Consider the following 25,540-nt stretch of genomic DNA (forward strand, 5'->3'; position numbering starts at 1 on the left):
TCCGTTTCCCGTAAAGGCTGAGCTGTGATGGCGAGCGAAATATAGTAGCGAAGTTCCTGATTCCACACTGCCAAGAAAAGCCTCTAGCGAGGTGAGAGGTGCCCGTACCGCAAACCGACACAGGTAGGCGAGGAGAGAATCCTAAGGTGATCGAGAGAACTCTCGTTAAGGAACTCGGCAAAATGACCCCGTAACTTCGGGAGAAGGGGTGCTCTGTTAGGGTGCAAGCCCGAGAGAGCCGCAGTGAATAGGCCCAGGCGACTGTTTAGCAAAAACACAGGTCTCTGCGAAGCCGTAAGGCGAAGTATAGGGGCTGACGCCTGCCCGGTGCTGGAAGGTTAAGAGGAGCGCTTAGCGTATGCGAAGGTGCGAATTGAAGCCCCAGTAAACGGCGGCCGTAACTATAACGGTCCTAAGGTAGCGAAATTCCTTGTCGGGTAAGTTCCGACCCGCACGAAAGGCGCAACGATCTGGGCACTGTCTCAACGAGAGACTCGGTGAAATTATAGTACCTGTGAAGATGCAGGTTACCCGCGACAGGACGGAAAGACCCCGTGGAGCTTTACTGCAGCCTGATATTGAATGTTGGTACAGCTTGTACAGGATAGGTAGGAGCCTTGGAAACCGGAGCGCTAGCTTCGGTGGAGGCATCGGTGGGATACTACCCTGGCTGTATTGACCTTCTAACCCGCTGCCCTTATCGGGCAGGGAGACAGTGTCAGGTGGGCAGTTTGACTGGGGCGGTCGCCTCCTAAAAGGTAACGGAGGCGCCCAAAGGTTCCCTCAGAATGGTTGGAAATCATTCGCAGAGTGTAAAGGCACAAGGGAGCTTGACTGCGAGACCTACAAGTCGAGCAGGGACGAAAGTCGGGCTTAGTGATCCGGTGGTTCCGCATGGAAGGGCCATCGCTCAACGGATAAAAGCTACCCCGGGGATAACAGGCTTATCTCCCCCAAGAGTCCACATCGACGGGGAGGTTTGGCACCTCGATGTCGGCTCATCGCATCCTGGGGCTGTAGTCGGTCCCAAGGGTTGGGCTGTTCGCCCATTAAAGCGGTACGCGAGCTGGGTTCAGAACGTCGTGAGACAGTTCGGTCCCTATCCGTCGCGGGCGCAGGAAATTTGAGAGGAGCTGTCCTTAGTACGAGAGGACCGGGATGGACGCACCGCTGGTGTACCAGTTGTTCTGCCAAGGGCATCGCTGGGTAGCTATGTGCGGACGGGATAAGTGCTGAAAGCATCTAAGCATGAAGCCCCCCTCAAGATGAGATTTCCCATTCCGCAAGGAAGTAAGATCCCTGAAAGATGATCAGGTTGATAGGTCTGAGGTGGAAGTGTGGTGACACATGGAGCTGACAGATACTAATCGATCGAGGACTTAACCTAAATATTTTTGTGAAATGTCTGACCGTTATCTAGTTTTGAGAGAATGCTCTCAAAAGCCAAAGGCAAGGAAACTCGGCTAAAGGCCCTCACTTCCTGTGAGGAACGCCCAGTACCTTCGTCCTGAAGGCATAGTTTGGTGGCGATAGCGAAGAGGTCACACCCGTTCCCATGCCGAACACGGAAGTTAAGCTCTTCAGCGCCGATGGTAGTTGGGGGTTTCCCCCTGTGAGAGTAGGACGCCGCCAAGCGCTTAGGAAGACCAGCTGATATCAGCTGGTCTTTTTGTTTTTAACCGGCTCCAACGAAATAAGGATATTGATACAAACACCTAATATTTCGTCCTTACATATACTAATTCTAACCTTCAAAAACATTCTTAATTTTGTATACAAATACTGCGTGTTGGAAATACTTATACCATGGAGGTGGAATGGATGAGTAAGTCTGATCATGGGGAAACGTGTATCATTTGTGAAGAAAGCAAAACAGAAGGTATTCACCTTTATACAAAATTTTTATGTGCAGATTGTGAGAAAAAGATTATCTGTACATCAACGTCCGACCCTCAATACTCTGATTATGTGAAAAAATTAAAAAGTCTTCGAACACCGCCATTGTATTCTTAGACCGTCCCAAGGTCTTTTTTTTTTGCAAATAAAACAGGAATTCTTCAAGTTTCTATAGGGGCAGGGTATAATGAACTTACACATTTCTTTTAGGACATCGGACGAAGATGTCTTTTTTACTATATATAACATGGCTTTTCACCTGAAACGCTGTTTAGTCATCATCCGTATGAGAGACTAATGCCAAGAAACTTTTGATCTCCCATGAAAATATATTTTAGGAGTAGATGGTCTGATGAAATCGATTCTTCATTTTTTGATTCGTGTAGCCGCCGCAAGCTCAGTGTCCGTGCTCCTTTGGTTTACCAGCTTCTTTGCCTTTAACCAGACGTTCCTGCTGTCGTCTTTTTATGCCGCAGGATCTTGGATTGTCATTTACCTCGGAGGAAAATGGTACGGGACCTATATGATTTTAAAAGACAATCAGCTTACAAGACGTGAATATGCCTATATTAAACAAAATTTGCAAGAAGCAAAATTGAAAATTGATCGTTTAAGAAAAGCGCTGTTTGCCGTCAAAAACATACAAACGATAAAACAAAATATAGAAATCCTCCGTATCGTCAGAAAAATTTACATGATCACAAAGAATGAACCAAAGCGTTTTTATCAAGTGGAGCGCTTTTACTATCAAAACCTTGATTCGATTGTTGAGCTGACTGAAAAGTATGCATTTTTAGCCTCGCAGCCGAAGAGGAACGCGAAGCTCGAAGTTTCTTTGAGTGACACACGAATGACAATTGAACAGCTTGCTAAACAATTGGAAGAAGACCTTTATGACCTGCTTAAGACAGATATCGACCACTTGGAATTTGAGCTGGATGTCGCAAAAACTCATTTAAGAAAAGCTGAAGGGGGCAAGCTGAATGAGTGAATCTAAACTGTCATTACAAAAGACAGAGGCAGGGCTTGAATTTGATGATCTTCTTTCAGATCCTTTTGGACAAGGCGGGCAGCACGCCTCGGAAAAAGGTGAAGAACAGACGAAGCTGATTGATGCATTGCCTGAAGAAATCCGAAGACAAGCGTTACAGCTTGCAGAACGGATTGACCCGAAGAATCATCAAAGTATTACGTTGTATGGAATTCAAGCTCAATCAAAGCTTTTAGATTTTTCCCATGCAATGCTTGAGCATGTTCAAAAAAAGGATGTCAGCGAAATCGGTCAGGTCTTAAGCGATTTGATGAAAAAGTTTGAAGATGTCAGCCCTGATGAATTACAGGCCGAAAAAAAGAATGTCTTTTTCCGCTTCTTCGGCAAGGTTTCCCATTCGGTTCAAGAGGTATTATCGAGATATCAAAAAACAGGCGCCCAAATTGACAGAATCAGTGTAAAGCTTGAGCATTCCAAAGATGCGCTGATCGATGACAACAAGATGTTTGATCAGCTTTATAAAAAGAATAAGGAATACTATGAAGCGCTGAATATCTATATTGCCGCCGCACAGCTGAAGGTTGAGGAATTACATACAAAAACCATTCCTCAGCTTAAGGTAAAAATAAAAACAGCAGTGCATAATCCAATGGCAGTTCAAGAAGTGAATGATTTGATTCAGTTTGCCGACCACTTGGAAAAACGGGTGTATGATTTGAATTTGAGCAGGCAAATGACAATGCAGAGCGCACCGCAGATCCGTCTGATCCAAAATACCAATCAAGTGCTGATTGAAAAGATCCAGTCTTCGATTATGACAGCCATCCCCCTTTGGAAAAACCAAGTGTCCATTACGATTGCCCTGCTGCGGCAGCGCCGCGCTGTAAAAGCTCAAAAGCAGATCTCAGACACGACAAATGAGTTCCTCTTAAAAAATGCGGAGATGATGAAAGTCAATACGGTTGAAATTATGAAAGAGAACGAACGCGGCTTCATCGATATTGAAACCTTGAAAAATGTGCAGGAAAGTTTAATCGGCACACTTGAAGAGACCCTCAAAATTCAAGAAGAGGGCCGCACGAAACGCCTGCAGGCAAAAGAAGAATTAAGAGCGATGGAGGACGACCTTAAAGTCAAGCTTCTGAACATAAAAGAAAATCAGTCGTGAAATCAGAAGAATTACCAAAAGGTCATCCCTTTAAGTTCTTCACTTTGAAGGGTATAATAAGGGCAGTATTCACATTGGCATCCGGCAGCTGCTGGATGCCTGAAACAAAAAGAGAGATGCCGGAGATTGACCATTCTCTCGGCTTATACTAAAGGATCGGTTCATATGAAAACACCTTTATATACAGCATTGGTTCACCATGCAGAAGGAAATTATCATTCTTTTCACGTTCCGGGACATCACAATGGAGATGTCTTTTTTGATGAAGCGAAAACGCTGTTTGAATCCATCCTGAAAATCGATGTAACCGAATTGACGGGTCTAGATGATTTACATGAACCATCAGGTATAATTAAGGAAGCACAAGATTTAACCTCTAAGCTGTATGGTTCAAAAGAAAGCTTTTTTCTTGTTAACGGTTCGACAGTCGGCAATTTGGCAATGATTCTTTCAGTCTGCCAGCCGGGCGACCATTTGCTCGTTCAGCGAAACTGCCATAAGTCGGTTTTTCATGCAATTGAGCTTTCAGGCGCTCATCCGGTTTTTTTGACGCCTGAAGTCGATGAAACGCTGGCAGTTCCTACACATATTTTACAAGAGACAGTCAAAGAGGCGATTTCGAAATATCCGTCGGCAAAAGCGCTGATGTTGACATATCCTAATTACTACGGCCATGCCGTTAATTTGACGCCAATCATCGCAGAAGCCCATAAACATAATATCCCTGTTCTTGTCGATGAAGCACATGGCGCCCATTTTGTATTGAACGGCCCTTTTCCTCCGCAGGCTTTGCAAGCTGGAGCAGATGTCGTCGTACAGTCGGCTCATAAAACGCTTCCAGCAATGACAATGGGTTCTTATCTGCACCTCAACAGCGGTAGAATAAACAGAGACAGATTGTCACATTATCTAACCATGCTGCAGAGCAGCAGTCCGTCTTATCCCATTATGGCATCATTGGATTTAGCCAGGGCATATGCCGAAGAAATCATCAAAACAAATCACATAACGAATATTGAAAAAGAGCTCATTGAGATGAAAAAGCTTTTTTTGAAAATAAAAGGTGTGGAAATCATTGAACCGGCTGACCCCGGTATTCGGCAAGATCCGCTGAAGCTATGCCTCAGATCGAAACGGGGCCACTCCGGCTACCAACTGAAAAATATATTTGAGGCGAACGGCGTGCATCCTGAATTGGCAGATGAAAAGCAGGTGCTGTTTATCCTTCCATTAGGAGGGAAAAGCCGGCTTTCATCGGAACTCATCAAGAGGATTGACAAGGAGATCAATGACAGGCCCGCTGAAAATGGCAGCCAATCCCGGATCGAGCTGCCTTTCGAAAAAATCACAACCTTGCCTTACGAGAAAAACATCATGTCTTCCTTTAAAAAGGAGTGCGTGCCTTTCAGCAGAGCCGCCGGCAGGATAAGCGCAGAGCAGGTGATCCCTTATCCGCCCGGCATTCCTTTGATCATGGCAGGAGAAAGAATAACCAAAGAAAGCATCAGTCAGTTATCACGGCTTGTCGAGCTGAAGGCGCACATCCAGGGAGGCATTCAGCTGAAACATAAACAATTATCTGTATACATGGAAGAGGAGAAATCATGAGCGGTTTATTTATTACCTTTGAAGGGCCTGAAGGCGCGGGAAAAACAACCGTCCTTCAGGCAGCAGCACAAGAATTGATGAAAAACGGCCATTCCGTTCTCACAACAAGGGAGCCGGGCGGCATTGACATATCTGAACAAATTCGCGAGGTCATTCTCAATCCAAAAAATACAGGCATGGACCCTAAAACAGAGGCGCTGTTGTATGCGGCGGCAAGAAGGCAGCACCTTATTGAAAAAGTAAAGCCGGCTCTTGATGAAGGGAAAATCGTCTTATGCGACCGGTTTATCGACAGCTCGCTTGCCTACCAAGGCTATGCAAGGGGCCTTGGGATTGACGAAGTCCTCTCCATCAATCAATTTGCGATCGGCGGCATGATGCCGAATGCTACGATCTACTTTGCCATCGACCCGGAAGAAGGGATCAAACGGATTCATGCCAATCGCGCTCGTGAGAAAAACCGTCTTGATCTTGAACAAATCAATTTTCATAAGCTTGTTCAGGAAGGCTATCAAGAGGTTATCAGCCGGTTTCCGGAGCGATTTCGAACGGTTGATGCCAGCCAGACCATTGATCATGTAATCAAAAGGGTAAATGAAATGATTGAGGAAGCATTAAAAAAAATTCAATTGTGACCTGATTACCATTCATTGTTATAATGGTAACAAGAATATCTTTTTAGGTGTTTCCAATCAAAAGGAGGCTTTTCATATGAAGTTAATTATAGCTGTTGTTCAGGATCAAGACAGCAATCGGCTTTTAAAGGCATTGACCGATCATAATTTTCGCGTGACTAAGCTGGCGACAACCGGCGGCTTTCTGAAATCGGGAAACACAACCTTTATGTTGGGCGTAGATGATATTCGAGTAGATAAAGCGTTAAATCTGATAAAAGAAAACGGAAGCAAACGGGATCAGCTGATCGCGCCTGTCTCTCCAATGGGAGGGAATGCGGATTCATATGTCCCATATCCTGTTGAAGTTGAAGTAGGCGGAGCAACCGTTTTTGTACTGCCGATCGAGCAATTCCATCAATTTTAAGGGTTGAGGATATGAAAATAAGTCAAGAACTGCGGACGATGATAGAAAAACAGCAAGCTCCTTCAATAAGAGGAGAAAACACATCTTCTTCATTTAAGGAGAAAATGAATATACAAAGCGGCAAGCTCAGGTTTGAACAGCTGACAATGCTTCTGACCGATATTGAAACATTTGGAAAACGGCTGACGAAATCGAGAAACTTCAAAGATCTTGCACGTTTTAAAGGTTTGGTTAAACGTTTTGTGAAAGAAACCGTTGAAAACGGCCTAACGGTTGAAAGTTCAAGAAGTTTTGATTTATACGGAAACAGTCGGACATTAAGTATTGTAAAAGAGCTTGACGAAAAGCTTGTACAATTAACAGAGGAATTAATGGATCAAGAAAAACCTTCTATCGAATTGCTGGACCGAATTGGAGAAATAAAAGGTTTATTGATAAACCTTTACACATAGAGAGTGATGGTATGGCTACAACCTGGACAGAAATGCAAAAGCTTCAGCCGCGTGTCATGAGGCTTTTGCAAAATAGTGTAGAACGAAATCGTCTTGCACATGCTTATTTGTTTGAAGGGCGAAAAGGAACAGGCAAATTAGATGCAGCTGTATTGCTGGCGAAAAGTTTCTTTTGCATTGAAGACGGGACTGAGCCTTGTGAATCCTGCCGAAACTGTCAGCGGATTGACTCAGGCAACCACCCTGACGTACACGTCGTTCATCCGGATGGCTTGTCGATTAAAAAAGGACAAATTCAGGCCCTTCAGGAAGAATTCTCAAAAACCGGCTTGGAATCGCATAAAAAGCTGTACATTATCTCCCATGCAGATCAGATGACGGCAAATGCAGCCAACAGTCTGCTGAAGTTTTTAGAAGAGCCGAGCAATGATACGATAGCCGTTCTTTTAACTGAACAGCCGCAAAAGCTGCTTGATACGATTATATCGAGGTGCCAGGTTCTGTCTTTTCAATCGCTGCTGCCTGAATCGATTGAAAAGGAACTGATCAAACAAGAGGTTGCACCACATCTTGCGGCGATATTGTCGAATATGACCAACAATTTATCGGAAGCGCTCGAATTAAGTCGAAATGATCAGTTTGCAGAGTCGAGAGCGAAAGTGATAAAATTGTATGAAGTCTTACACCAGCGAAAAGGACATGCTTTTTTCTATATTCAAGATCAGTGGATGCCCTTTTTCAAGGAGAAAGACCACCAAGAAATGGGTCTTGACATGCTTTTATTTATATATCGTGATGTGTTGTCCATTCAGATAGGACATGAGGATAAAATACTATTTCAGGACTTATTCCAATCATTAAAACAGCACGCGCTGCAATCGACACAACAAAGAGTGACAAACCAGATACTTGCTGTTTTAGAAGCAAAAAAACGGCTTTATTCCAATGTGAATGCTCAAGGTTTAATGGAGCACTTGGTTTTAATGCTGCAGGAGGGATAAGCTTGTATAACGTCATTGGTGTTCGCTTTAAAAAAGCGGGCAAAATTTATTACTTTGATCCAAATGGATTTCAGATAGATAAAGACAGCTGTGTGATCGTTGAAACTGTTCGAGGTGTTGAATACGGGCAGGTTGTCATCGCGAATAAGAAGGTGGACGAGAACGATGTTGTGCTGCCTTTAAGAAAAGTCATCAGGGTGGCAGATGACCGCGATCGGCTGATTGTTGAAGAAAATCAAGAGGCTGCACTGTCCGCCTTTGACGTATGCCAGAAAAAGGTCAATGAGCACGGCTTGGAAATGAAATTGGTCGATGTAGAATTTACCTTTGACCGAAATAAAGTCATTTTTTATTTTACGGCTGACGGACGAGTCGATTTTAGAGAACTTGTGAAAGATTTGGCATCGATCTTTAAAACGAGAATCGAACTCAGACAAATCGGCGTAAGGGATGAAGCCAAAATGCTCGGCGGCATCGGGCCGTGCGGTAGAATGCTGTGCTGTTCGACGTTTCTCGGCGATTTTGAGCCGGTTTCTATCAAAATGGCAAAAGATCAAAATCTATCTCTTAATCCGACAAAGATTTCTGGCCTATGCGGACGGCTGATGTGCTGTCTGAAATATGAAAACGATGAATACGAAACAGCCAAAGAACAGCTTCCGGATATCGGGGAAGTGATCGCCACGTCCAATGGACCGGCGAAAGTCGTCGGACTGAACATTCTTGAACGCATCCTGCAAGTCGAATTGACAGATTGCGAAAAAGTCTTGGAATACACGTGGGATGAGTTGTTGCAAGAAGGTGTCGTATCTGCACAAACCACAGATTAACGAGGTGTGAAACCTTGGATAAAAAAGAATTGTTTGATACAGTCATAAGTTTAGAAGAACAAATCGGGTCCCTTTACCGTCAGCTTGGAGATCTTAAGCAGCATATCGGGGAAATGATCGAAGAAAACAATCATTTGCAGCTGGAAAACGAACATCTGCGCAAGCGGTTGGAAGAGACAGATCAAAGGCTGAAAGCTGTAAAAGCGGATGAGAAAGAGATAAAAGCGGAGAAGACAGGGCATGCTGATATTGGAGAAGGCCATGATAATCTGGCCCGCCTGTATCAGGAGGGCTTCCATATTTGCAATATCCATTACGGAAGCGTCCGCAAAGAAGGAGACTGCCTGTTCTGCCTGTCGTTTCTAAATAAGAAATAAGCAAGGGCTTCCGGTGGAACGGAAGCCCTTTTAACGGGACAGATTTTGCAGGAAAGGAAAAAAACATGATTCAATTAAAAGATGATGAACGACTGGATGATGTGCTGGCGGAGAATATGAAGATCGTGCAAAGTCCGACGGTTTTTGCATTTTCTTTAGATGCGGTGCTGCTGTCGAAGTTTGCTTATGTTCCAATCCAAAAAGGAAAGATCATTGATTTATGCACGGGCAACGGCATTGTCCCGCTGCTTCTCAGCACCCGTTCAAAAGCGGAAATCACCGGGGTTGAAATCCAAGAAAGATTGTATGATATGGCCCTGCGCAGTGTGGCATACAACAAGCTTCAAGAACAGATTCACCTTATCAGGGATGATTTGAACAATATGCCGCAGGTGCTTGGCTACAATAAGGCCGATGTTATCACTTGCAATCCCCCTTATTTTAAAACACCTCAAAAAACGGAACAAAATCTTAATGAACATCTGGCCATTGCCAGACATGAAATTTATTGCACACTTGAGGATGTGATTCGTGTCAGCAGCAAGCTTTTAAAACAAGGCGGAAAACTGGCACTTGTCCATAGGCCGGGAAGATTGCTCGAAATATTTGAATTGTTGAAGGCCTATCAGATTGAGCCGAAACGTGTACAATTTGTCTATCCAAAACAGAGCAAAGAAGCCAATACAATTTTAGTTGAAGGAATTAAAAACGGACGGCCTGACCTGAAAATTTTGCCTCCTCTGTTTGTATATGATGAGCATGATCAATATACAAGCGAGATAAGGAAGATTTTATATGGAGACAAGTAATTATTACTTTTATGTGCTGGCATGCCGGGACGGCAGCTTATATGCGGGCTATACGAATAATATTGAGAAACGCTTGAAAACCCATAATGACGGGAAGGGAGCCAAATATACAAGAGCAAGGCTGCCGGTTACGCTCCATTATGCGGAACGCTTTTCAACGAAAAGAGAGGCCATGCAGGCCGAGTATTATTTCAAAAAATTATCGAGAAAAAACAAAGAGCGGTATATAGAAGAAAACCAAAAGAGAAGGGAGGATGTTGATCATCAATCGACAAAAGAGTTTTGACCAAAAATCAGAGATGGGGATTTTATATCTCGTGCCGACGCCAATAGGAAACCTAGAGGATATGACATTTCGGGCTATTGATACATTGAAGACAGCCGACATCATCGCCGCAGAGGATACAAGGCAGACAAAGAAATTGTGCCATGTCTATCAGATTGAAACACAGCTTGTCAGCTACCATGAACATAACAAAGAAAGCAGTGGACATAAAATTTTGGAATGGTTAAAGGAAGGAAAAAATATCGCTTTGGTCAGTGACGCCGGCATGCCGACGATCTCTGATCCAGGCGCTGAAATCGTCCGCGATTATATCCATACAGGCGGTTATGTCGTGCCGCTGCCCGGTGCGAATGCAGCTTTGACCGCACTGATTGCCTCAGGCCTGGCTCCGCAGCCATTTTTCTTTTTCGGATTTTTGGACCGAAATAAGCGCGAAAGAAAAAAACAGCTTGACGCCCTAAAAAACAGGCGGGAAACGATTATTTTTTATGAATCGCCCCATAGGCTGAAGGAGACGCTTTCAGCGATTTACGATGTGTGGGGAAACCGTAAAATGGCAGTGACGAGAGAACTGACAAAGAAGTTTGAAGAATTTATAAGAGGGACCGTTGAAGAAGTGATAGCATGGACCGAGCAGGAACAAGTTCGGGGAGAGTTTTGCCTTGTGATTGAAGGGACGGCTGAAGAAGTCGTGGAAGAAACAGCTTGGTGGGAGAGCCTTTCAGAAAAAGAACATGTTGAACATTATATCAGCAAAGGGATCCATTCAAAAGAAGCGATTAAAAAAACCGCTGTGGACCGCAGCGTCCCTAAACGACAAATATATGACGCATACCATATTCAAAATTAAAAAACCGCTCTTGCTTCGGCAAGAACGGTTTTTGTATAATCAAAATAATTATTTTTGAGATTGAAGTTGTGATTGAATTTCGCTAATGATTTGCTCAGCGCCTTCTGGGCTAAGAACCAATTTACCGCCTGCAAGTTTAAGGTTGTCATCAGAAACTTCACCTGTTACTTGGCAAGTCATGTTTGGTTTGTATTTTTTCAAGATGATTTTTTCGTCATCTACATAGATTTCAAGAGCGTCTTTTTCTGCAATTCCAAGTGTACGGCGAAGTTCAATCGGAATCACCACGCGTCCTAGCTCATCAACTTTACGTACAATACCTGTAGATTTCATATTCATTCTCCTCCCGAAAGATTCTTATTTTATTAGGTGTTATTTATCTTCGTCATTATTCGACAAAATACTTACAGTCCTAGCATAACAAGGTTTCCAATATACGTCAATCATTTTCTTTTCTATTGTTTGTAAAAATTAGATCATATAGTCAAAAGACCTTGGAAGAACTGATTAAACAAGGGATTTGAAGATGATAAAACCACGCGATCATCCTAAAAAACGTACTTAAATCAAGACTTTCGAACTAAGGTTTTTCTTCATATCGATTATATACGACATTATTCGACAATGAAAGCATTTTTTTGTCGAAGTATAATATTTCTTTTCAATTCAAAATTTGTAATCGACTGAATTCATTGTTTATCGACAATGTATATTTTCTTGAACTTAAAGGCTAAGATGGTATCATATAAAGAGGGATTATGTATAAGTGATGATTGAATGAAGACATTGACCGCTCTCGTCCTTTGGGCGGGAGTTTTTTGACATTTTAATTGGGAGGTTCCATCATGCCGCAAGAAAAGAATACGTTTTACATTACAACACCGATCTACTATCCGAGTGGAAAGCTACATATTGGACATGCCTATACGACTGTTGCCGGCGATGCAATGGCTCGGTATAAAAGAATGAGAGGCTATGATGTAAGATACTTAACAGGAACAGATGAGCACGGACAGAAAATCCAGAAAACGGCGGATGAAGCAAATATTACTCCGCAGGAATTGGTGGATCGTGCGGCAGAGGATATTCAGCTGCTCTGGAAAAAGCTTGATATATCCAATGACGATTTCATTCGGACGACAGAAGAACGCCATAAGATCGTTATCGAAAAGGTTTTCCAAAAGCTGCTCGACAATGGTGATATTTATCTTGACCAATATGAGGGCTGGTACAGCATTCCTGACGAAACATTTTATACCGAAACTCAGCTTGTCGATGTTGAACGCAACGAAAACGGCAAGGTCATCGGAGGGAAAAGTCCTGACAGCGGGCATCCTGTAGAACTGATTAAGGAAGAATCATATTTCTTCCGCATGGGTAAATACGCTGACCGTTTGTTGGCTTTCTATGAAGAAAATCCTGAATTCATTCAGCCTGAATCCCGCAAAAACGAAATGATCAACAACTTTATTAAACCGGGTCTGGAGGATCTAGCTGTTTCCCGGACGACATTTGACTGGGGCATCAAAGTGCCGGGAAATCCAAAGCATGTCATATATGTATGGATAGATGCGCTGTTTAACTACATCACGGCTCTTGGCTTTAATACGGCAAATGATGAAAATTATAAAAAATATTGGCCGGCAGACGTTCATCTTGTCGGCAAGGAAATTGTCCGCTTCCATACCATCTACTGGCCGATCATGCTGATGGCATTAGACCTTCCGCTGCCTAAAAAGGTGTTTGCGCACGGATGGCTGTTAATGAAAGATGGAAAAATGTCGAAGTCAAAAGGGAACGTGGTGGACCCTATTACATTAATTGACAAATATGGCCTTGATGCTTTGCGCTACTATCTGCTTCGCGAAGTCCCGTTTGGTTCTGACGGCGTATTTACACCGGAAGGATTTGTTGAGCGGATTAATTATGATCTAGCAAATGACTTAGGCAACCTTTTGAACAGAACAGTCGCCATGATTAATAAATACTTTGACGGACAGATCAACTCCTATGAAGGTCCTGTCACGGATTATGATGAACCATTATCGTCATTTGCGAAAAAGACGGTCCAAGCGTATGAACGGGCAATCGAAAACATGGAGTTCTCTGTGGCCCTCTCATCTCTCTGGCAGTTTGTCAGCAGAACGAACAAATATATTGATGAGACAGCTCCTTGGGTTCTTGCAAAAGATAAAGAAAAGGAAAAAGAGCTTCAATCTGTGATGTATCATTTGGCAGAATCACTGAGAATCACCGCCGTGTTGCTTCAGCCATTCTTAACGCAGACACCGGAAAAGATTTTTTCACAGCTCGGCATTACGGATTCGACGCTAAAAGCGTGGGATAGCATCGAAAGTTTCGGACAATTGAAATCTGTGCAGGTCCAAAAAGGCGAACCATTATTCCCGCGGCTTGATGCTGAGGAAGAAGTGGCTTATATAAAAGCAAAAATGCAGGGATCAGCTCCTAAAGAAGAACCGAAAAAAGAAGCGGAAGGCCCGGAAAGACTTCCGGAAATTACATTTGACGACTTTATGAGCACCGAGCTGCGGGTAGCAGAGGTCATCCATGCTGAACCTGTCAAAAAAGCAGACCGTCTGTTAAAACTCCAGCTTGACCTTGGATTTGAAAAGCGCCAGGTCGTATCCGGAATTGCGAAGCATTACAAACCGGAAGAGTTGATCGGCCGAAAAGTCATCTGTGTAACCAACTTAAAACCGGTTAAACTAAGAGGAGAATTGTCCCAAGGCATGATTTTAGCCGGAGAAGACAATGGGGTTCTTTCGCTGGCATCTATTGACAGCTCATTAGCCAACGGAACACGAATTAAATAAATCAAACAACAAACAAAAGGTGTTTCACGTGTAACATTTCGTCGAACACCTTTTGTTTTTATCGACAATAAACACTAAAAGGTGGCGTTTTTATGTTATTTGATACGCATGCACATTTAAATGCCGAGCAGTTTAACGACGATTTGGAAGATGTCATTGCTCGGGCAAAGGAAGAAAAAGTGGAACACATCGTCGTTGTCGGTTTTGACCGTCCAACAATCACACACGCGATGGAATTGATTGAAAAATATGATTTTATTTATGCCGCCATCGGCTGGCACCCGGTTGATGCGATTGATATGACGGATGAAGACTTAGCGTGGATAAAAGATCTCTCTTCCCATGAGAAGGTCGTGGCCATTGGAGAAATGGGCCTTGATTATCACTGGGATAAGTCGCCAAAAGATATTCAAAAAGATGTGTTTAGGAAACAGATTGCTTTGGCTAAAGAGGTCAACTTGCCAATTGTGATTCACAACCGTGATGCAACAGAGGACGTGGTGGCGATTTTACGTGAAGAAGGGGCGGAAGAAGTCGGCGGAATTATGCACTGTTTTACCGGCAGCGCCGAAATTGCGAAAGAGTGTATCAATATGAATTTTTACCTATCTTTCGGAGGTCCGGTTACATTTAAAAATGCCAAAAAACCTAAAGAAGTTGTCAAACAAATACCAAATGACCGGATTTTGATTGAGACAGATTGCCCGTTTTTAACGCCTCACCCATACAGAGGGAAGCGGAATGAACCAAGCTATGTCAAACTTGTCGCGGAACAGATTGCCGAATTAAAAGGGCTTACTTACGAGGAAGTAGCAGTCATGACAACAGAAAATGCCAAAAAACTTTTCGGCATCAGCTGACAGCATTTGATATCGACCTTTGTACAAGCTTGTCTTTTCGGGGGAGGGTTCTTAAAAGTTCTACATGTCTGTTTACACTCATAGGATATCTTTGTCGACAAGTCTTTCTTTCTTTTATAAAGTGGTGTTTCCATAATAAAAGAGATGGCGGGCTTGCGGAGAAAATAGAGAGGAGGGTTGACAGTCTTGTAGATACTCTATATAATCTCCCCGAGGAGAAGGAGGCGTTTTTCATCATACAAAAAATGAAAAAGCTGTTTTCCGTAAAGCTTAGCAAAAGCAGATGGATACTGATTGCTGCTGGACTGCTTGTGGCAGGAAGCGGAACTGCTTACGGAGCACAAGAGCTCGCTAAACAACAAATCTCAATTTCTATTAACGGTAAAAAGCAGGACGTTCGCACGCATGCTAAAACCGTAGGTGAGCTGCTGAAAAGCTTAGACATCGAAACGAGGAAAGAAGATCACATCTCTCCCGCTGAAGATACAAAAATTACAAGCAACATGAATGTTGAATATGTTGCTGCAAAACCCGTTCACTTCACGATGGACGGAGAGAAAAAGAAAATATGGACAACAGCGGGTACAGTCGGCAAGCTTCTTAAAGATTTAAATCTTGAGTTGGCGGAACACGATCAAATTAACCCCTCAGTTGATAAAGAGATAAAAAAAGACATGAAGCTGACTTTACAAAGGGCTTTTAAAGTAACCGTTAAGGATTCCGGCAAAGATAAGGACATATGGACAACTTCGACTACGGTCGCTGACTTTTTAAAACACCATAAGATCAGCATAGAGGGCGATGATGAAGTCAAGCCTGCACTCGATCAAAAACTGACAAAGGATCAGGCGGACGTTCACATTACTCGTATCAAAAAAGTCACCGATGTAGTGGAAGAGGATATCCCTTTTGACGTCGAGAAGAAAGAAGATTCATCTCTGGAAAAAGGCGAAAAAAAGGTTATTCAACCCGGCAAAGCGGGCAAGCTTGAAAAGCATTATGCCGTTGTGATGAAAAACGGCAAAGAAGTCTCCAGAGAACTGATTAAAGAGGAGACTGCAGCAGAAAGCAAAGCCAAAGTAATAGCCGTCGGCACAAAGCAAAAAACAGTGGCTCAAGCCAGCGCGAATGTATCGCGCGGTAATCAATCCTCAGGAAAAGAGTTTTATGTATCTTCAACAGCATATACTGCAAGCTGTAACGGATGCTCAGGCCATACTGCAACCGGCGTTAATTTGAAAAATAATCCGGGCTCCAAGGTGATCGCTGTAGATCCAAGCGTCATTCCATTGGGCTCTAAAGTACACGTAGAAGGCTATGGCTATGCTGTCGCAGCCGATACCGGCTCAGCAATTAAAGGCCGTAAAATTGATGTGTTCTTTCCAAACAAGTCTGCCGCTTACCGGTGGGGAAACAAAAAAGTTAAAATCAAGGTTTTGAACTAAATATACATTTATTATTCATATGCAAGCAGAGGGATTTTCGCCCTCTGTTTTTTTGGTTATAATAGATCCATCTTGTTTTCTAATAAATTAGACGGTTTTATTACAAAAAGGTTTCAGTTTTTTTAAAAATGTAATAAAAGGGTTTTCATGATTGCGGAGGAAGAAATGAAAATTAAAGAAATCATTGTTGTTGAAGGACGTGATGATACAGCTAAAATCAAGTCGGCTGTTGATGCGGATACAATTGAAACGAACGGGTCTGCCATAGGAGAAGATGTCATTAGACAAATTCAGCTGGCTCAGAAAACGCGGGGCGTCATTATTTTAACCGATCCTGACTATCCCGGGGAAAAAATCAGGAAGACAATTGCCGAAAAAGTGCCCGGCTGCAAGCATGCATTTTTACCCAAGCATTTGGCAAAGCCTAAAAATAAACGCGGAATTGGTGTGGAGCACGCTTCGCTTCAAAGCATCCGCGACTGCTTGAAGACCGTTCAAGAAGAAATGGAAGTGACGGAAGCAGAAATTGATGCACAGGATTTGATCGAAGCCGGCCTGATCGGAGGTCCCCTTGCGAAACAAAGGCGGGAGAGGCTCGGTGAGATTTTAAATATTGGCTATACAAACGGAAAACAGCTTCAAAAACGGCTGCAAATGTTTCAAATTAAAAAAAGTGACTATTTAAGCGCACTGGATGCTGTGCTGCGGGAGGAAGAGAATGAATAAAGATATCGCCACCCCAATAAGGACAAAAGAAATTCTCAACAAATACGGGTTTTCATTCAAAAAAAGCTTGGGTCAGAACTTCTTAATTGACACAAATATCTTGGACAGAATCGTCGATCACGCCGAAGTGACGAAACGGACGGGCGTGATTGAAATCGGTCCGGGAATCGGGGCGTTGACCGAGCAGCTCGCAAAGCGTGCGAAAAAAGTCGCAGCTTTTGAAATCGATCAAAGGCTTTTGCCGATTTTAAAGGACACACTCTCTCCGTATGACAATGTGACTGTGATCCACCAGGATGTCCTGAAAGCAGACATTAGAGAGGTGATGGATGAGCAGTTTCAAGATTGTGACGAAGTGATGGTTGTCGCAAATCTGCCTTATTATGTGACCACTCCTATTATTATGAAGCTTTTAGAGGAAGGTTTGCCTTTGAAAGGGATTGTTGTCATGCTTCAAAAAGAGGTGGCAGACCGCATGGCTGCAAAACCGTCTTCAAAAGAATACGGCTCGCTTTCTATCGCTGTGCAGTTTTATACCGAGCCGAAAACGGTCATGAGCGTGCCGAAAACCGTGTTCGTCCCTCAGCCAAACGTTGACTCTGCCGTCATCAGGCTGACGCTGAGGGAAAAACCCGCTGTTGCCGTTCAAAATGAAGCGTTTTTCTTTCAGGTGGTTAAAGCGAGCTTTGCCCAGCGCCGCAAAACGCTTTTAAACAATCTCGTCAATAACTTGGCGAATGGCAAAGAGCATAAAGCCGATATTGAACTAGCGCTCCAAGATGCCCGCATTGATGGGAAAAGGCGCGGAGAATCGCTGAGTATTGAGGAGTTCGCTGCACTTTCTGGTCATTTATCTAAAGCCCTTCTTTAAAAAGAGGGCTTTTTTTCATGAAGCCGGAACACAGAGCTGATAAGGCTTGTCAGCTGGTCACCTCTTGAACGGCAGGTACATAGGCTAAAGAAGCACCTTTATTTACTGTTTCCATTCATTATATGGGGCTTAGTCTATGTGTGGAGTGAAAAGCATGCAATTTAAAATAGGCGATATGGTAGTAAGAAAATCTTATCGAAGAGATATATTATTTCGAATCATACGAATTGATCAATCGGCAGAAGGAGATCCTATAGCCGTTTTGCACGGAGATGAGGTCAGATTAATCGCTGATGCGCATTTGGCAGACCTGGAGATTGTACGCGAGGCTGAGCGGCAGATGAGAAAAAGGGAAGAAGAAACAAAAATGAAGGAATCCCTCGACCTGCTTCGCCAGGATTATAAGCTTCTTCGTGACAAACATGAATACCGTGCCACTAATCAATATAACAACCAGCAGCAGTATTTTCATATGCCTGGAAGGGTATTGCATTTAGATGGAGATTCGGCTTATTTGAAAAAGTGCCTGGCATTGTATGAAAAGATCGGAGTTCCTGTATACGGGATACATTGCTATGAAAAGAAAATGTCTTCCGTCATTGAGGAGCTTATTGATGAATATCGGCCAGATCTCCTCGTCATCACCGGACATGATGCCTATTCAAAACAGAAAGGGGACATTGACAATCTGGATGCTTACAGGCATTCCAAAGATTTTATCGAAACCGTTCAAAAAGCGAGAAAAAAAATCCCCCATCTTGATCAGCTTGTCATATTTGCCGGGGCGTGCCAGTCCCATTTTGAATCATTGATCAGAGCCGGGGCGAATTTTGCCAGCTCTCCGTCAAGAGTCAACATCCATGCGCTTGATCCGGTCTATATTGTCGCAAAAATCAGCTTCACTCCGTTTATGGACCGCATTAACGTTTGGGAGGTGCTCAGGAATACTTTAACGAGGGAGAAGGGTCTAGGAGGTATTGAAACCCGCGGTGTTCTAAGAATCGGAATGCCGTATAAAAACGAAAACACATAATTAAGCCCGCCCGCTGCCGGCGGGTTTTCGCTTTCTTTGCTGAAAAAATTTTCCCTTTTTTTAAAAAGCATACATAACTGAACGAAAATTGAGGAAAATAAGGGAAAGTTGACGTATAATTTGTCACAAATATTTTATTGACAGGGGCTTATAAACGTTGATATAATTTAAATTTTATTTGACAAAAATGGGCTCCTAGTGTATAATGACTATAGTGAGGTGGATGCAATGGCGAAAACATTGTCCGATATTAAAAGATCGCTTGATGGACATTTAGGGAAAAGGCTGACGTTAAAAGCAAACGGTGGCCGCCGAAAAACGATTGAGCGTTCGGGCATTTTAGCTGAGACGTACCCTTCTGTTTTTGTGATACAACTAGACCAAGACGAGAATTCGTTTGAAAGAGTTTCATACAGTTATGCAGATATCCTTACTGAGACGGTTGAGTTAAGATTTTCTGACGATAAACCGAGCTCAGTAGCCCTTTAATAAGCAGTAGACAACATGTTTACTGCTTTTTGTTTTGTCTTTTTTTATCCAATATTTTTCGGGCAAGTTCTGAGGAGATAAAGCAAAGCTAATAAATGTCACTTGTTTTATGATGAGTCAGACGAATGGTATGATACTTGAAAGGGGCTGTTTCGTATGGGCAGACGACGAAGCATCATGTCAGAGGAATTCAAAAATGAATTGGCTAAAGATCTTGGCTTTTACGATACGGTAAAAACCGAGGGCTGGGGCGGAATTCGGGCCAGAGACGCCGGTAATATGGTGAAGAGGGCCATTGAATTAGCTGAACAGCATATGGCTCAAAATCAAGAAAATCAATAAAACAGTGACAAACGGAGGACAAGCGCGTCCTCCGTTTTTTGATCATCAACGGTATGCTTGAAGGCTGTGAACCGTTCTCTGTGCGGTCAGCCGGCTGATTTTACGCGAAATAAACTGTGTTTATGAGGACGCACGAGCGCATGGATTCGTACTTACGGAATAGGACCATATGCTAAAAGGCGGCAACCTGCCGCACCTCATGCATTTGTACGTCCTCTACTTCAAAATATGTTACAATGTGGATACTTATGTTTAGATGGAGAAGTAGGTGAATGGATTGCGTATTTTAGAGAAGGCGCCGGCTAAAATTAATTTGTCGCTCGACGTTCGCCGCAAACGTTCTGATGGGTATCATGAAGTTGAGATGGTGATGACGACAATTGATTTAGCGGATCGGATTGAATTAACGGAGCTGGCAGAAGATAAAGTAACGGTTTCTTCACATAACCGTTTTGTTCCGGACGATCAGCGAAACCTAGCCTATCAGGCTGCGATGCTCATGAAAAAACGCTTCGGCCTGACAAAAGGTGTTTCAATTTTCATTACGAAAGTCATTCCTGTGGCTGCGGGGCTTGCAGGGGGAAGCAGTGATGCGGCGGCTGTCCTTAGAGGTCTGAACCGCCTGTGGGATCTGAAGCTTTCTGTGCATGAACTGGCCGAACTTGGCGCAGAAATCGGCTCTGATGTGTCATTTTGCGTTCACGGCGGAACGGCTCTGGCAACTGGGCGGGGAGAAAAAATTCAGCATATTGAGACACCGCCACACTGCTGGGTCGTACTGGCAAAGCCGACGATCGGCGTATCAACCGCAGAGGTGTACAGACAGCTAAAGCTTCACAAAATCGAACATCCGGATGTTCAAGGTATGATTTCTGCAATCGAAGAGAAAAATTTCCATAAGATGTGTGATAAACTCGGAAATGTTCTCGAATCTGTTACATTAAACATGCACCCTGAAGTAGCGATGATTAAAAATCAGATGAAACGCTTTGGAGCTGACGCTGTGCTCATGAGCGGAAGCGGTCCGACGGTGTTCGGGCTGGTGCAATATGAATCAAAAGTGCAAAGAATATATAACGGGTTAAGAGGGTTTTGCGATCAGGTATATGCTGTCCGAATGATCGGAGAACAAAATGACCTTGATTAAATCCGTATGTTAAGTTATATTATTCTTAAAAATATTCGGATTTTGGAGGTAAGTGCATGAAGTTTCGTCGAAGCGGCAGATTGGTGGATCTGACAAATTATTTGTTGGCCCATCCGCATGTCTTAGTGCCATTAACCTTCTTTTCAGAACGGTATCAATCTGCTAAATCATCCATTAGTGAAGATTTGACCATTATTAAGCAGACATTTGAGCAGCAAGGAATCGGGACGCTGCAGACAGTACCGGGTGCAGCGGGCGGCGTTAAATACATTCCAAAGGTAAAGGTTGATGAAGCAGAGGGGTTTGTCAAGACACTCGGGGAGTCATTGATCGATCCGGAACGCATTCTTCCCGGCGGCTATTTATATTTGACCGATGTCCTCGGAAAGCCTTCTATATTAACGAAGGCCGGCAAGATTTTTGCTTCCGCTTTTTCAGACAGGGAAATCGATGTGGTCATGACGGTGGCCACGAAAGGAATTCCTCTGGCATATGCGGTGGCGAGTTATTTAGATGTGCCCACTGTCGTCGTCAGAAAGGACAACAAGGTTACAGAAGGTTCAACGGTCAGCATCAATTATGTTTCAGGTTCATCCAACCGCATACAGACGATGTCGCTTGCAAAACGCAGCTTAAAGACGGGTTCAAACGTTTTAATTATCGACGATTTTATGAAAGCGGGCGGTACGATCAACGGCATGATCAATCTGCTGGATGAATTCAATGCGCATGTTGCAGGAATCGGAGTCCTTGTTGAAGCTCAGGGAGTGAAGGAGCGGCTGGTTGATGAGTATATGTCACTTCTTACCCTTTCAGAAATCGATATAAAGGAAAAGGTCGTAGAAATACAAAACGGAAACTTTCAGCGTTTTTTTAAAGAAAATGAATAAAGATGGGGGAGTTTGAGATGACAAAGGTTGTTCAGACAAAAGAAGCACCGGAAGCGATTGGACCCTATTCGCAAGGGATTATTGTTAATAACATGTTTTACAGCTCAGGGCAGATTCCTTTGACTCCGTCAGGTGAAATGGTGGACGGAGACATCACTGAACAGACGCACCAGGTTTTCCGCAATTTAAAAGCTGTGCTGAAAGAAGCGGGCGCCTCACTTGAAACCGTTGTGAAAGCGACTGTGTTTTTGGCTGATATGAGTCAATTTGCTGAGGTTAATGAGGTCTACGGCCAGTACTTCAATACGCATAAACCGGCAAGATCATGTGTAGAGGTGGCGCGTCTCCCGAAAGATGCATTAGTTGAAATAGAAATCATTGCCCTCGTGAAATAGATGAATGATGAAAAGGTGGTTTTGTATATCAAAATCATCTTTTTTTGTTGGAAATTTTGACAATACAGTGTGTTTTTATCCCAATATTAGAAAAATATTTTTAATTATGCAGGAAAACAGAAAAAACCGTTGAATAATTACACTAATGTTTTTATATTGGGAAAAGGTGGTGAACTACTGTGGAAGTTACCGACGTAAGATTACGCCGCGTGAATACCGATGGTCGCATGAGAGCGATTGCATCCATCACGCTGGATCACGAATTTGTCGTGCATGACATTCGTGTAATTGATGGAAACAATGGTCTTTTCGTTGCGATGCCAAGTAAGCGTACACCTGATGGAGAATTTCGTGATATCGCTCATCCAATCAACTCAAGCACCCGCGGAAAAATTCAGGACGCGGTGTTAAATGAATATCATCGTTTGGGTGACGTTGAGGAAATAGAATATGAAGAAGCGGGAGCTTCTTAAAAAAGAAGGGCTTATGAATAAGCCCTTTTTGTTTTGAAAAAAATGATGGTATAATAATTAAATGACAAAATATGGTTTTTTCAAGCGTATATCAGTAAATGGGCGAAAAGCACAATTGAAGAGTTGAGAACACAGCTTTTGGCTAGCGGGCTGACATGAAAAGCTGAGGAACCTGCTCAATTGCAGAATTCCAGATATGTTCTAAAACATCTAAAATTTGTCGCCTTCATTTGCTGATTTCTCTTTTTGGCTTGCTTGAAATCAACTCATATTTAGGATATATTTTTCTATGGATAATAGGGATAATGGAGGCCAATAAATGGATAAGCGGTTTGCAGTTGTATTAGCAGCTGGTCAAGGAACAAGAATGAAATCAAAGTTATATAAAGTTCTTCATCCTGTTTGCGGAAAGCCGATGGTCGAACATGTTGTCGATGAAGCTCGTAAGCTATCATTGGCTAAACTTGTCACAATTGTCGGACATGGTGCAGAAGATGTCAAAAAACAGCTCGGGGAAAAGAGTGAATATGCCCTTCAAGCTGAACAGCTCGGTACGGCACACGCTGTTAAGCAAGCCAAATCAATTCTTGCGGGCGAAAAGGGAACGACGATCGTCATTTGTGGAGATACTCCGCTGTTAACGGCTGAGACAATGGAAGCGATGCTCCGGGAGCATCAGGAAAAAGCAGCAAAGGTCACGATTTTGACGGCAGTTGCGGAAGATCCGACAGGCTATGGACGCATCATCCGCAATGAAAACGGCGATGTTGCAAAAATTGTCGAACATAAAGATGCAACAGATGAGGAACGTCTTGTCAAAGAAATCAACACGGGAACTTACTGTTTTGATAATCAAGCTCTTTTCGAGACGATAGAGCAGGTATCAAATGATAATGTCCAAGGGGAATACTACCTTCCTGATGTGATTGAAATCTTAAAGAATCAAGGTGAAACTGTTGCCGCTTATCAGACTGATCACTTCCAAGAAACACTCGGAGTCAATGACAGGGTCGCCCTTTCTCAAGCTGAAGCTTACATGAAGCAGCGCATCAATAAACGCCACATGCAAAACGGCGTCAGCTTAATCGATCCTCTCAACACATACATTTCACCGGAAGCCGTTATCGGCCGGGATACTGTCATTTATCCTGGAACGATGATTAAAGGCCGCGTTGTCATCGGCGAGGATACGATAATCGGACAAAACAGCGAATTGGAAAACAGTACGATTGGAAGCCGGACGGTGATCAAACAGTCCGTTGTCGTGAATAGTGAAGTGGGCGACGATGTGACAATCGGTCCGTTTGCTCACATCAGACCTGACTCGAAAATCGGCAATGAGGTAAGGATCGGCAATTTCGTAGAAGTGAAAAAATCACAATTCGGAGATCGCAGCAAAGCATCTCATTTAAGCTACATAGGGGACGCGGAAATCGGAACGGATGTCAATCTCGGCTGTGGTTCGATTACCGTTAATTATGACGGGAAAAATAAATTTACAACCAAAATTGAGGATGGAGCATTTGTAGGCTGCAACTCCAATTTGATCGCTCCTGTTACAATTGGCCAGGGCGCCTACGTAGCTGCGGGTTCAACCATAACAGACGATGTACCCGGCCGGGCTTTGTCTATTGCTAGAGCAAGACAAGTCAACAAGGAAGACTACGCTAAGAATATACACAAAAAATAATCCTAAATCGGAGGTTTACCATGTCTAATCAATACGAAGACGACAATTTGAAGATTTTTTCCTTAAACTCAAATCCGGAACTTGCGAAAGAAATCGCAGATATCGTAGGAGTGGAGCTGGGAAAGAGTTCTGTTAAACGCTTTAGCGACGGTGAAGTTCAAATCAATATTGAAGAAAGCATCCGCGGCTGCGACTGCTACGTCATTCAATCTACAAGCGCTCCCGTTAATGAACATATTATGGAGCTTTTAATTATGGTTGATGCACTGAAACGCGCCTCTGCTAAAACGATTAATATCGTGATGCCTTACTACGGCTATGCCCGTCAAGACCGAAAAGCGCGTTCACGTGAGCCGATCACTGCTAAATTGGTGGCGAATCTGCTCGAAACAGCCGGTGCTACCAGGGTGATTGCCCTTGATCTGCACGCGCCGCAAATTCAAGGTTTCTTCGATATACCGATCGACCATTTAATGGGTGTTCCGATTTTAGGAAGTTATTTTGAAGAGAAAAATTTGAACGATATTGTTATTGTGTCTCCTGACCACGGCGGGGTAACGCGGACCCGTAAGCTGGCAGACCGCTTGAAAGCTCCGATTGCAATTATCGATAAACGCCGTCCGAAGCCGAATGTAGCTGAGGTTATGAACATTATCGGACATATTGAAGGGAAAACGGCCATTTTAATTGATGATATTATCGATACGGCAGGAACGATTACATTGGCAGCCAATGCCCTCATCGAAAGCGGTGCATCTGAAGTGTATGCTTGCTGTACGCATCCTGTTCTGTCAGGTCCGGCAATTGAAAGAATCAATAATTCCAAAATAAAAGAGCTTGTTGTGACAAACAGCATCGAGCTGCCGGAAGAAAAGAAAATCGAGAAGTTCAAACAGCTTTCTGTCGCACCGCTATTGGCGGAAGCCATCATTCGCGTGCATGAAAAACAATCTGTCAGCTTCCTGTTCGATTAATTTGGCGATTCTGGTTTAAAGTTTTGTCGTTATGGGTATGGTTTTAGGAAGACCAATCTAAC

At 43.4% G+C, this 25,540-nt stretch carries 28 protein-coding genes and 2 rRNA genes (1 of these 30 cut by a window edge); 29 read left to right on the forward strand and 1 reads right to left on the reverse strand.

Going from position 1 to position 25,540, the window contains the following annotated elements; genetic code table 11:
* The 15 genes from RBH91_RS00190 to rsmI all read left to right on the forward strand — a co-directional run.
* Positions 1-1,387: ribosomal RNA gene (locus tag RBH91_RS00190) — 23S ribosomal RNA — on the forward strand (it extends 1,544 nt beyond the left edge of the window).
* A gap of 132 nt (positions 1,388-1,519) precedes the next feature.
* Positions 1,520-1,635: ribosomal RNA gene (gene rrf, locus RBH91_RS00195) — 5S ribosomal RNA — on the forward strand.
* A gap of 186 nt (positions 1,636-1,821) precedes the next feature.
* Positions 1,822-2,013, forward strand: a complete 192-nt coding sequence (locus tag RBH91_RS00200; RefSeq protein WP_076761039.1) for a sigma factor G inhibitor Gin — start codon at positions 1,822-1,824, stop codon at positions 2,011-2,013.
* 235 nt (positions 2,014-2,248) lie between these two features.
* A complete protein-coding gene (locus RBH91_RS00205; RefSeq protein ID WP_307893056.1) occupies positions 2,249-2,887 on the forward strand; it encodes a 5-bromo-4-chloroindolyl phosphate hydrolysis family protein in 639 nt (212 codons plus the stop codon).
* A complete protein-coding gene (locus RBH91_RS00210; protein ID WP_307893058.1) occupies positions 2,880-4,055 on the forward strand; it encodes a toxic anion resistance protein in 1,176 nt (391 codons plus the stop codon). Before RBH91_RS00205 ends, RBH91_RS00210 begins: the two co-directional genes overlap by 8 nt.
* Before the next feature lie 165 nt (positions 4,056-4,220).
* Positions 4,221-5,663 (forward strand): aminotransferase class I/II-fold pyridoxal phosphate-dependent enzyme, encoded by a 1,443-nt coding sequence (locus RBH91_RS00215; protein WP_307893059.1) that lies wholly within the window; start codon positions 4,221-4,223, stop codon positions 5,661-5,663.
* Positions 5,660-6,298: a dTMP kinase gene (gene tmk, locus RBH91_RS00220; protein WP_076761036.1), complete on the forward strand. Its 639-nt coding sequence runs from the start codon at positions 5,660-5,662 to the stop codon at positions 6,296-6,298. The genes RBH91_RS00215 and tmk overlap by 4 nt, the downstream gene beginning before the upstream one ends.
* Before the next feature lie 76 nt (positions 6,299-6,374).
* Positions 6,375-6,704, forward strand: a complete 330-nt coding sequence (locus RBH91_RS00225; RefSeq protein WP_076761035.1) for a cyclic di-AMP receptor DarA — start codon at positions 6,375-6,377, stop codon at positions 6,702-6,704.
* Between the two features lie 11 nt (positions 6,705-6,715).
* Positions 6,716-7,156 carry a YaaR family protein gene (locus RBH91_RS00230; protein WP_148959290.1) on the forward strand — a complete coding sequence of 147 codons (441 nt, stop codon included), beginning with the start codon at positions 6,716-6,718 and terminating at the stop codon, positions 7,154-7,156.
* 11 nt (positions 7,157-7,167) lie between these two features.
* Positions 7,168-8,157 (forward strand): DNA polymerase III subunit delta', encoded by a 990-nt coding sequence (gene holB / locus RBH91_RS00235; RefSeq protein ID WP_307893060.1) that lies wholly within the window; start codon positions 7,168-7,170, stop codon positions 8,155-8,157.
* A 2-nt stretch (positions 8,158-8,159) separates the two neighbouring features.
* Positions 8,160-8,987: a competence/sporulation regulator complex protein RicT gene (locus tag RBH91_RS00240; RefSeq protein WP_307893061.1), complete on the forward strand. Its 828-nt coding sequence runs from the start codon at positions 8,160-8,162 to the stop codon at positions 8,985-8,987.
* Between the two features lie 14 nt (positions 8,988-9,001).
* Positions 9,002-9,364, forward strand: coding sequence for a DNA replication initiation control protein YabA (gene yabA, locus RBH91_RS00245; RefSeq protein WP_076761031.1), 363 nt, complete (start codon positions 9,002-9,004; stop codon positions 9,362-9,364).
* A 65-nt stretch (positions 9,365-9,429) separates the two neighbouring features.
* Positions 9,430-10,173, forward strand: a complete 744-nt coding sequence (locus RBH91_RS00250) for a tRNA1(Val) (adenine(37)-N6)-methyltransferase (RefSeq protein ID WP_307893062.1) — start codon at positions 9,430-9,432, stop codon at positions 10,171-10,173.
* Positions 10,160-10,459: a GIY-YIG nuclease family protein gene (locus tag RBH91_RS00255; protein ID WP_307893063.1), complete on the forward strand. Its 300-nt coding sequence runs from the start codon at positions 10,160-10,162 to the stop codon at positions 10,457-10,459. Before RBH91_RS00250 ends, RBH91_RS00255 begins: the two co-directional genes overlap by 14 nt.
* Positions 10,434-11,309: a 16S rRNA (cytidine(1402)-2'-O)-methyltransferase gene (rsmI, locus tag RBH91_RS00260; RefSeq protein ID WP_307894604.1), complete on the forward strand. Its 876-nt coding sequence runs from the start codon at positions 10,434-10,436 to the stop codon at positions 11,307-11,309. The genes RBH91_RS00255 and rsmI overlap by 26 nt, the downstream gene beginning before the upstream one ends.
* A 48-nt stretch (positions 11,310-11,357) precedes the next feature.
* Here rsmI and abrB read toward each other — a convergent pair whose 3' ends face one another.
* The gene (abrB, locus tag RBH91_RS00265; protein WP_094777310.1) at positions 11,358-11,648 is read right to left on the reverse strand and encodes a transition state genes transcriptional regulator AbrB; all 291 of its coding nucleotides are present in this window, start codon (positions 11,646-11,648) and stop codon (positions 11,358-11,360) included.
* A 506-nt stretch (positions 11,649-12,154) separates the two neighbouring features.
* Between abrB and metG the strand changes: the two genes are divergently transcribed.
* The 14 genes from metG to RBH91_RS00335 all read left to right on the forward strand — a co-directional run bounded on the left by metG (position 12,155) and on the right by RBH91_RS00335 (position 25,478).
* The gene (gene metG, locus RBH91_RS00270) at positions 12,155-14,143 is read left to right on the forward strand and encodes a methionine--tRNA ligase (RefSeq protein WP_307893064.1); all 1,989 of its coding nucleotides are present in this window, start codon (positions 12,155-12,157) and stop codon (positions 14,141-14,143) included.
* Between the two features lie 92 nt (positions 14,144-14,235).
* Complete coding sequence (locus RBH91_RS00275) at positions 14,236-15,003, forward strand: TatD family hydrolase (RefSeq protein ID WP_307893065.1); 768 nt, start codon at positions 14,236-14,238, stop codon at positions 15,001-15,003.
* 245 nt (positions 15,004-15,248) lie between these two features.
* Positions 15,249-16,448 (forward strand): resuscitation-promoting factor, encoded by a 1,200-nt coding sequence (locus RBH91_RS00280; protein WP_239693595.1) that lies wholly within the window; start codon positions 15,249-15,251, stop codon positions 16,446-16,448.
* Positions 16,449-16,613: 165 nt separating this feature from the next.
* On the forward strand, positions 16,614-17,174 hold the full coding sequence (rnmV, locus tag RBH91_RS00285) for a ribonuclease M5 (protein ID WP_076761043.1): 561 nt from the start codon (positions 16,614-16,616) through the stop codon (positions 17,172-17,174).
* Entirely contained in the window at positions 17,167-18,045 is an 879-nt protein-coding gene (gene rsmA, locus RBH91_RS00290) for a 16S rRNA (adenine(1518)-N(6)/adenine(1519)-N(6))-dimethyltransferase RsmA (RefSeq protein WP_076761024.1), read from the forward strand. Before rnmV ends, rsmA begins: the two co-directional genes overlap by 8 nt.
* A gap of 154 nt (positions 18,046-18,199) precedes the next feature.
* Positions 18,200-19,078 (forward strand): sporulation peptidase YabG, encoded by an 879-nt coding sequence (gene yabG, locus RBH91_RS00295; RefSeq protein ID WP_307893067.1) that lies wholly within the window; start codon positions 18,200-18,202, stop codon positions 19,076-19,078.
* Positions 19,079-19,306: 228 nt separating this feature from the next.
* Complete coding sequence (gene veg, locus RBH91_RS00300; RefSeq protein WP_076761022.1) at positions 19,307-19,567, forward strand: biofilm formation stimulator Veg; 261 nt, start codon at positions 19,307-19,309, stop codon at positions 19,565-19,567.
* 156 nt (positions 19,568-19,723) lie between these two features.
* Positions 19,724-19,909, forward strand: coding sequence for a small, acid-soluble spore protein, alpha/beta type (locus RBH91_RS00305; protein ID WP_076761021.1), 186 nt, complete (start codon positions 19,724-19,726; stop codon positions 19,907-19,909).
* Positions 19,910-20,186: 277 nt separating this feature from the next.
* Entirely contained in the window at positions 20,187-21,056 is an 870-nt protein-coding gene (gene ispE, locus RBH91_RS00310) for a 4-(cytidine 5'-diphospho)-2-C-methyl-D-erythritol kinase (RefSeq protein WP_076761042.1), read from the forward strand.
* A gap of 56 nt (positions 21,057-21,112) precedes the next feature.
* Complete coding sequence (gene purR, locus RBH91_RS00315) at positions 21,113-21,946, forward strand: pur operon repressor (protein WP_076761020.1); 834 nt, start codon at positions 21,113-21,115, stop codon at positions 21,944-21,946.
* A 17-nt stretch (positions 21,947-21,963) separates the two neighbouring features.
* Positions 21,964-22,341 carry a 2-iminobutanoate/2-iminopropanoate deaminase gene (gene ridA / locus RBH91_RS00320; RefSeq protein WP_076761019.1) on the forward strand — a complete coding sequence of 126 codons (378 nt, stop codon included), beginning with the start codon at positions 21,964-21,966 and terminating at the stop codon, positions 22,339-22,341.
* A 179-nt stretch (positions 22,342-22,520) separates the two neighbouring features.
* Positions 22,521-22,814: a septation regulator SpoVG gene (gene spoVG, locus RBH91_RS00325; RefSeq protein WP_003178198.1), complete on the forward strand. Its 294-nt coding sequence runs from the start codon at positions 22,521-22,523 to the stop codon at positions 22,812-22,814.
* A gap of 319 nt (positions 22,815-23,133) precedes the next feature.
* Positions 23,134-24,504: a bifunctional UDP-N-acetylglucosamine diphosphorylase/glucosamine-1-phosphate N-acetyltransferase GlmU gene (gene glmU, locus RBH91_RS00330; protein ID WP_307893069.1), complete on the forward strand. Its 1,371-nt coding sequence runs from the start codon at positions 23,134-23,136 to the stop codon at positions 24,502-24,504.
* A gap of 20 nt (positions 24,505-24,524) precedes the next feature.
* Positions 24,525-25,478 (forward strand): ribose-phosphate diphosphokinase, encoded by a 954-nt coding sequence (locus RBH91_RS00335; protein WP_076761017.1) that lies wholly within the window; start codon positions 24,525-24,527, stop codon positions 25,476-25,478.
* Positions 25,479-25,540 lie beyond the last annotated feature (62 nt).

The organism is Bacillus swezeyi (assembly GCF_030908325.1).
Taxonomy (GTDB): Bacteria; Bacillota; Bacilli; order Bacillales; family Bacillaceae; genus Bacillus; species Bacillus swezeyi.

Excerpts from the sequence above, each read along its gene's own strand:
- glmU (WP_307893069.1), top strand. The coding sequence starts at position 23,134 with ATGGATAAGCGGTTTGCAGTTGTATTAGCAGCTGGTCAAGGAACAAGA.
- RBH91_RS00210 (WP_307893058.1), top strand. The coding sequence starts at position 2,880 with ATGAGTGAATCTAAACTGTCATTACAAAAGACAGAGGCAGGGCTTGAA.
- veg (WP_076761022.1), top strand. The coding sequence starts at position 19,307 with ATGGCGAAAACATTGTCCGATATTAAAAGATCGCTTGATGGACATTTA.
- ridA (WP_076761019.1), top strand. The coding sequence starts at position 21,964 with ATGACAAAGGTTGTTCAGACAAAAGAAGCACCGGAAGCGATTGGACCC.
- purR (WP_076761020.1), top strand. The coding sequence starts at position 21,113 with ATGAAGTTTCGTCGAAGCGGCAGATTGGTGGATCTGACAAATTATTTG.
- tmk (WP_076761036.1), top strand. The coding sequence starts at position 5,660 with ATGAGCGGTTTATTTATTACCTTTGAAGGGCCTGAAGGCGCGGGAAAA.
- holB (WP_307893060.1), top strand. The coding sequence starts at position 7,168 with ATGGCTACAACCTGGACAGAAATGCAAAAGCTTCAGCCGCGTGTCATG.
- RBH91_RS00335 (WP_076761017.1), top strand. The coding sequence starts at position 24,525 with ATGTCTAATCAATACGAAGACGACAATTTGAAGATTTTTTCCTTAAAC.
- RBH91_RS00230 (WP_148959290.1), top strand. The coding sequence starts at position 6,716 with ATGAAAATAAGTCAAGAACTGCGGACGATGATAGAAAAACAGCAAGCT.
- RBH91_RS00250 (WP_307893062.1), top strand. The coding sequence starts at position 9,430 with ATGATTCAATTAAAAGATGATGAACGACTGGATGATGTGCTGGCGGAG.
- rnmV (WP_076761043.1), top strand. The coding sequence starts at position 16,614 with ATGAAAATTAAAGAAATCATTGTTGTTGAAGGACGTGATGATACAGCT.
- RBH91_RS00200 (WP_076761039.1), top strand. The coding sequence starts at position 1,822 with ATGAGTAAGTCTGATCATGGGGAAACGTGTATCATTTGTGAAGAAAGC.
- RBH91_RS00280 (WP_239693595.1), top strand. The coding sequence starts at position 15,249 with ATGAAAAAGCTGTTTTCCGTAAAGCTTAGCAAAAGCAGATGGATACTG.
- RBH91_RS00205 (WP_307893056.1), top strand. The coding sequence starts at position 2,249 with ATGAAATCGATTCTTCATTTTTTGATTCGTGTAGCCGCCGCAAGCTCA.
- RBH91_RS00275 (WP_307893065.1), top strand. The coding sequence starts at position 14,236 with ATGTTATTTGATACGCATGCACATTTAAATGCCGAGCAGTTTAACGAC.
- abrB (WP_094777310.1), bottom strand. The coding sequence starts at position 11,648 with ATGAATATGAAATCTACAGGTATTGTACGTAAAGTTGATGAGCTAGGA.
- RBH91_RS00305 (WP_076761021.1), top strand. The coding sequence starts at position 19,724 with ATGGGCAGACGACGAAGCATCATGTCAGAGGAATTCAAAAATGAATTG.
- rsmA (WP_076761024.1), top strand. The coding sequence starts at position 17,167 with ATGAATAAAGATATCGCCACCCCAATAAGGACAAAAGAAATTCTCAAC.
- yabG (WP_307893067.1), top strand. The coding sequence starts at position 18,200 with ATGCAATTTAAAATAGGCGATATGGTAGTAAGAAAATCTTATCGAAGA.
- RBH91_RS00225 (WP_076761035.1), top strand. The coding sequence starts at position 6,375 with ATGAAGTTAATTATAGCTGTTGTTCAGGATCAAGACAGCAATCGGCTT.
- RBH91_RS00215 (WP_307893059.1), top strand. The coding sequence starts at position 4,221 with ATGAAAACACCTTTATATACAGCATTGGTTCACCATGCAGAAGGAAAT.
- RBH91_RS00255 (WP_307893063.1), top strand. The coding sequence starts at position 10,160 with ATGGAGACAAGTAATTATTACTTTTATGTGCTGGCATGCCGGGACGGC.
- metG (WP_307893064.1), top strand. The coding sequence starts at position 12,155 with ATGCCGCAAGAAAAGAATACGTTTTACATTACAACACCGATCTACTAT.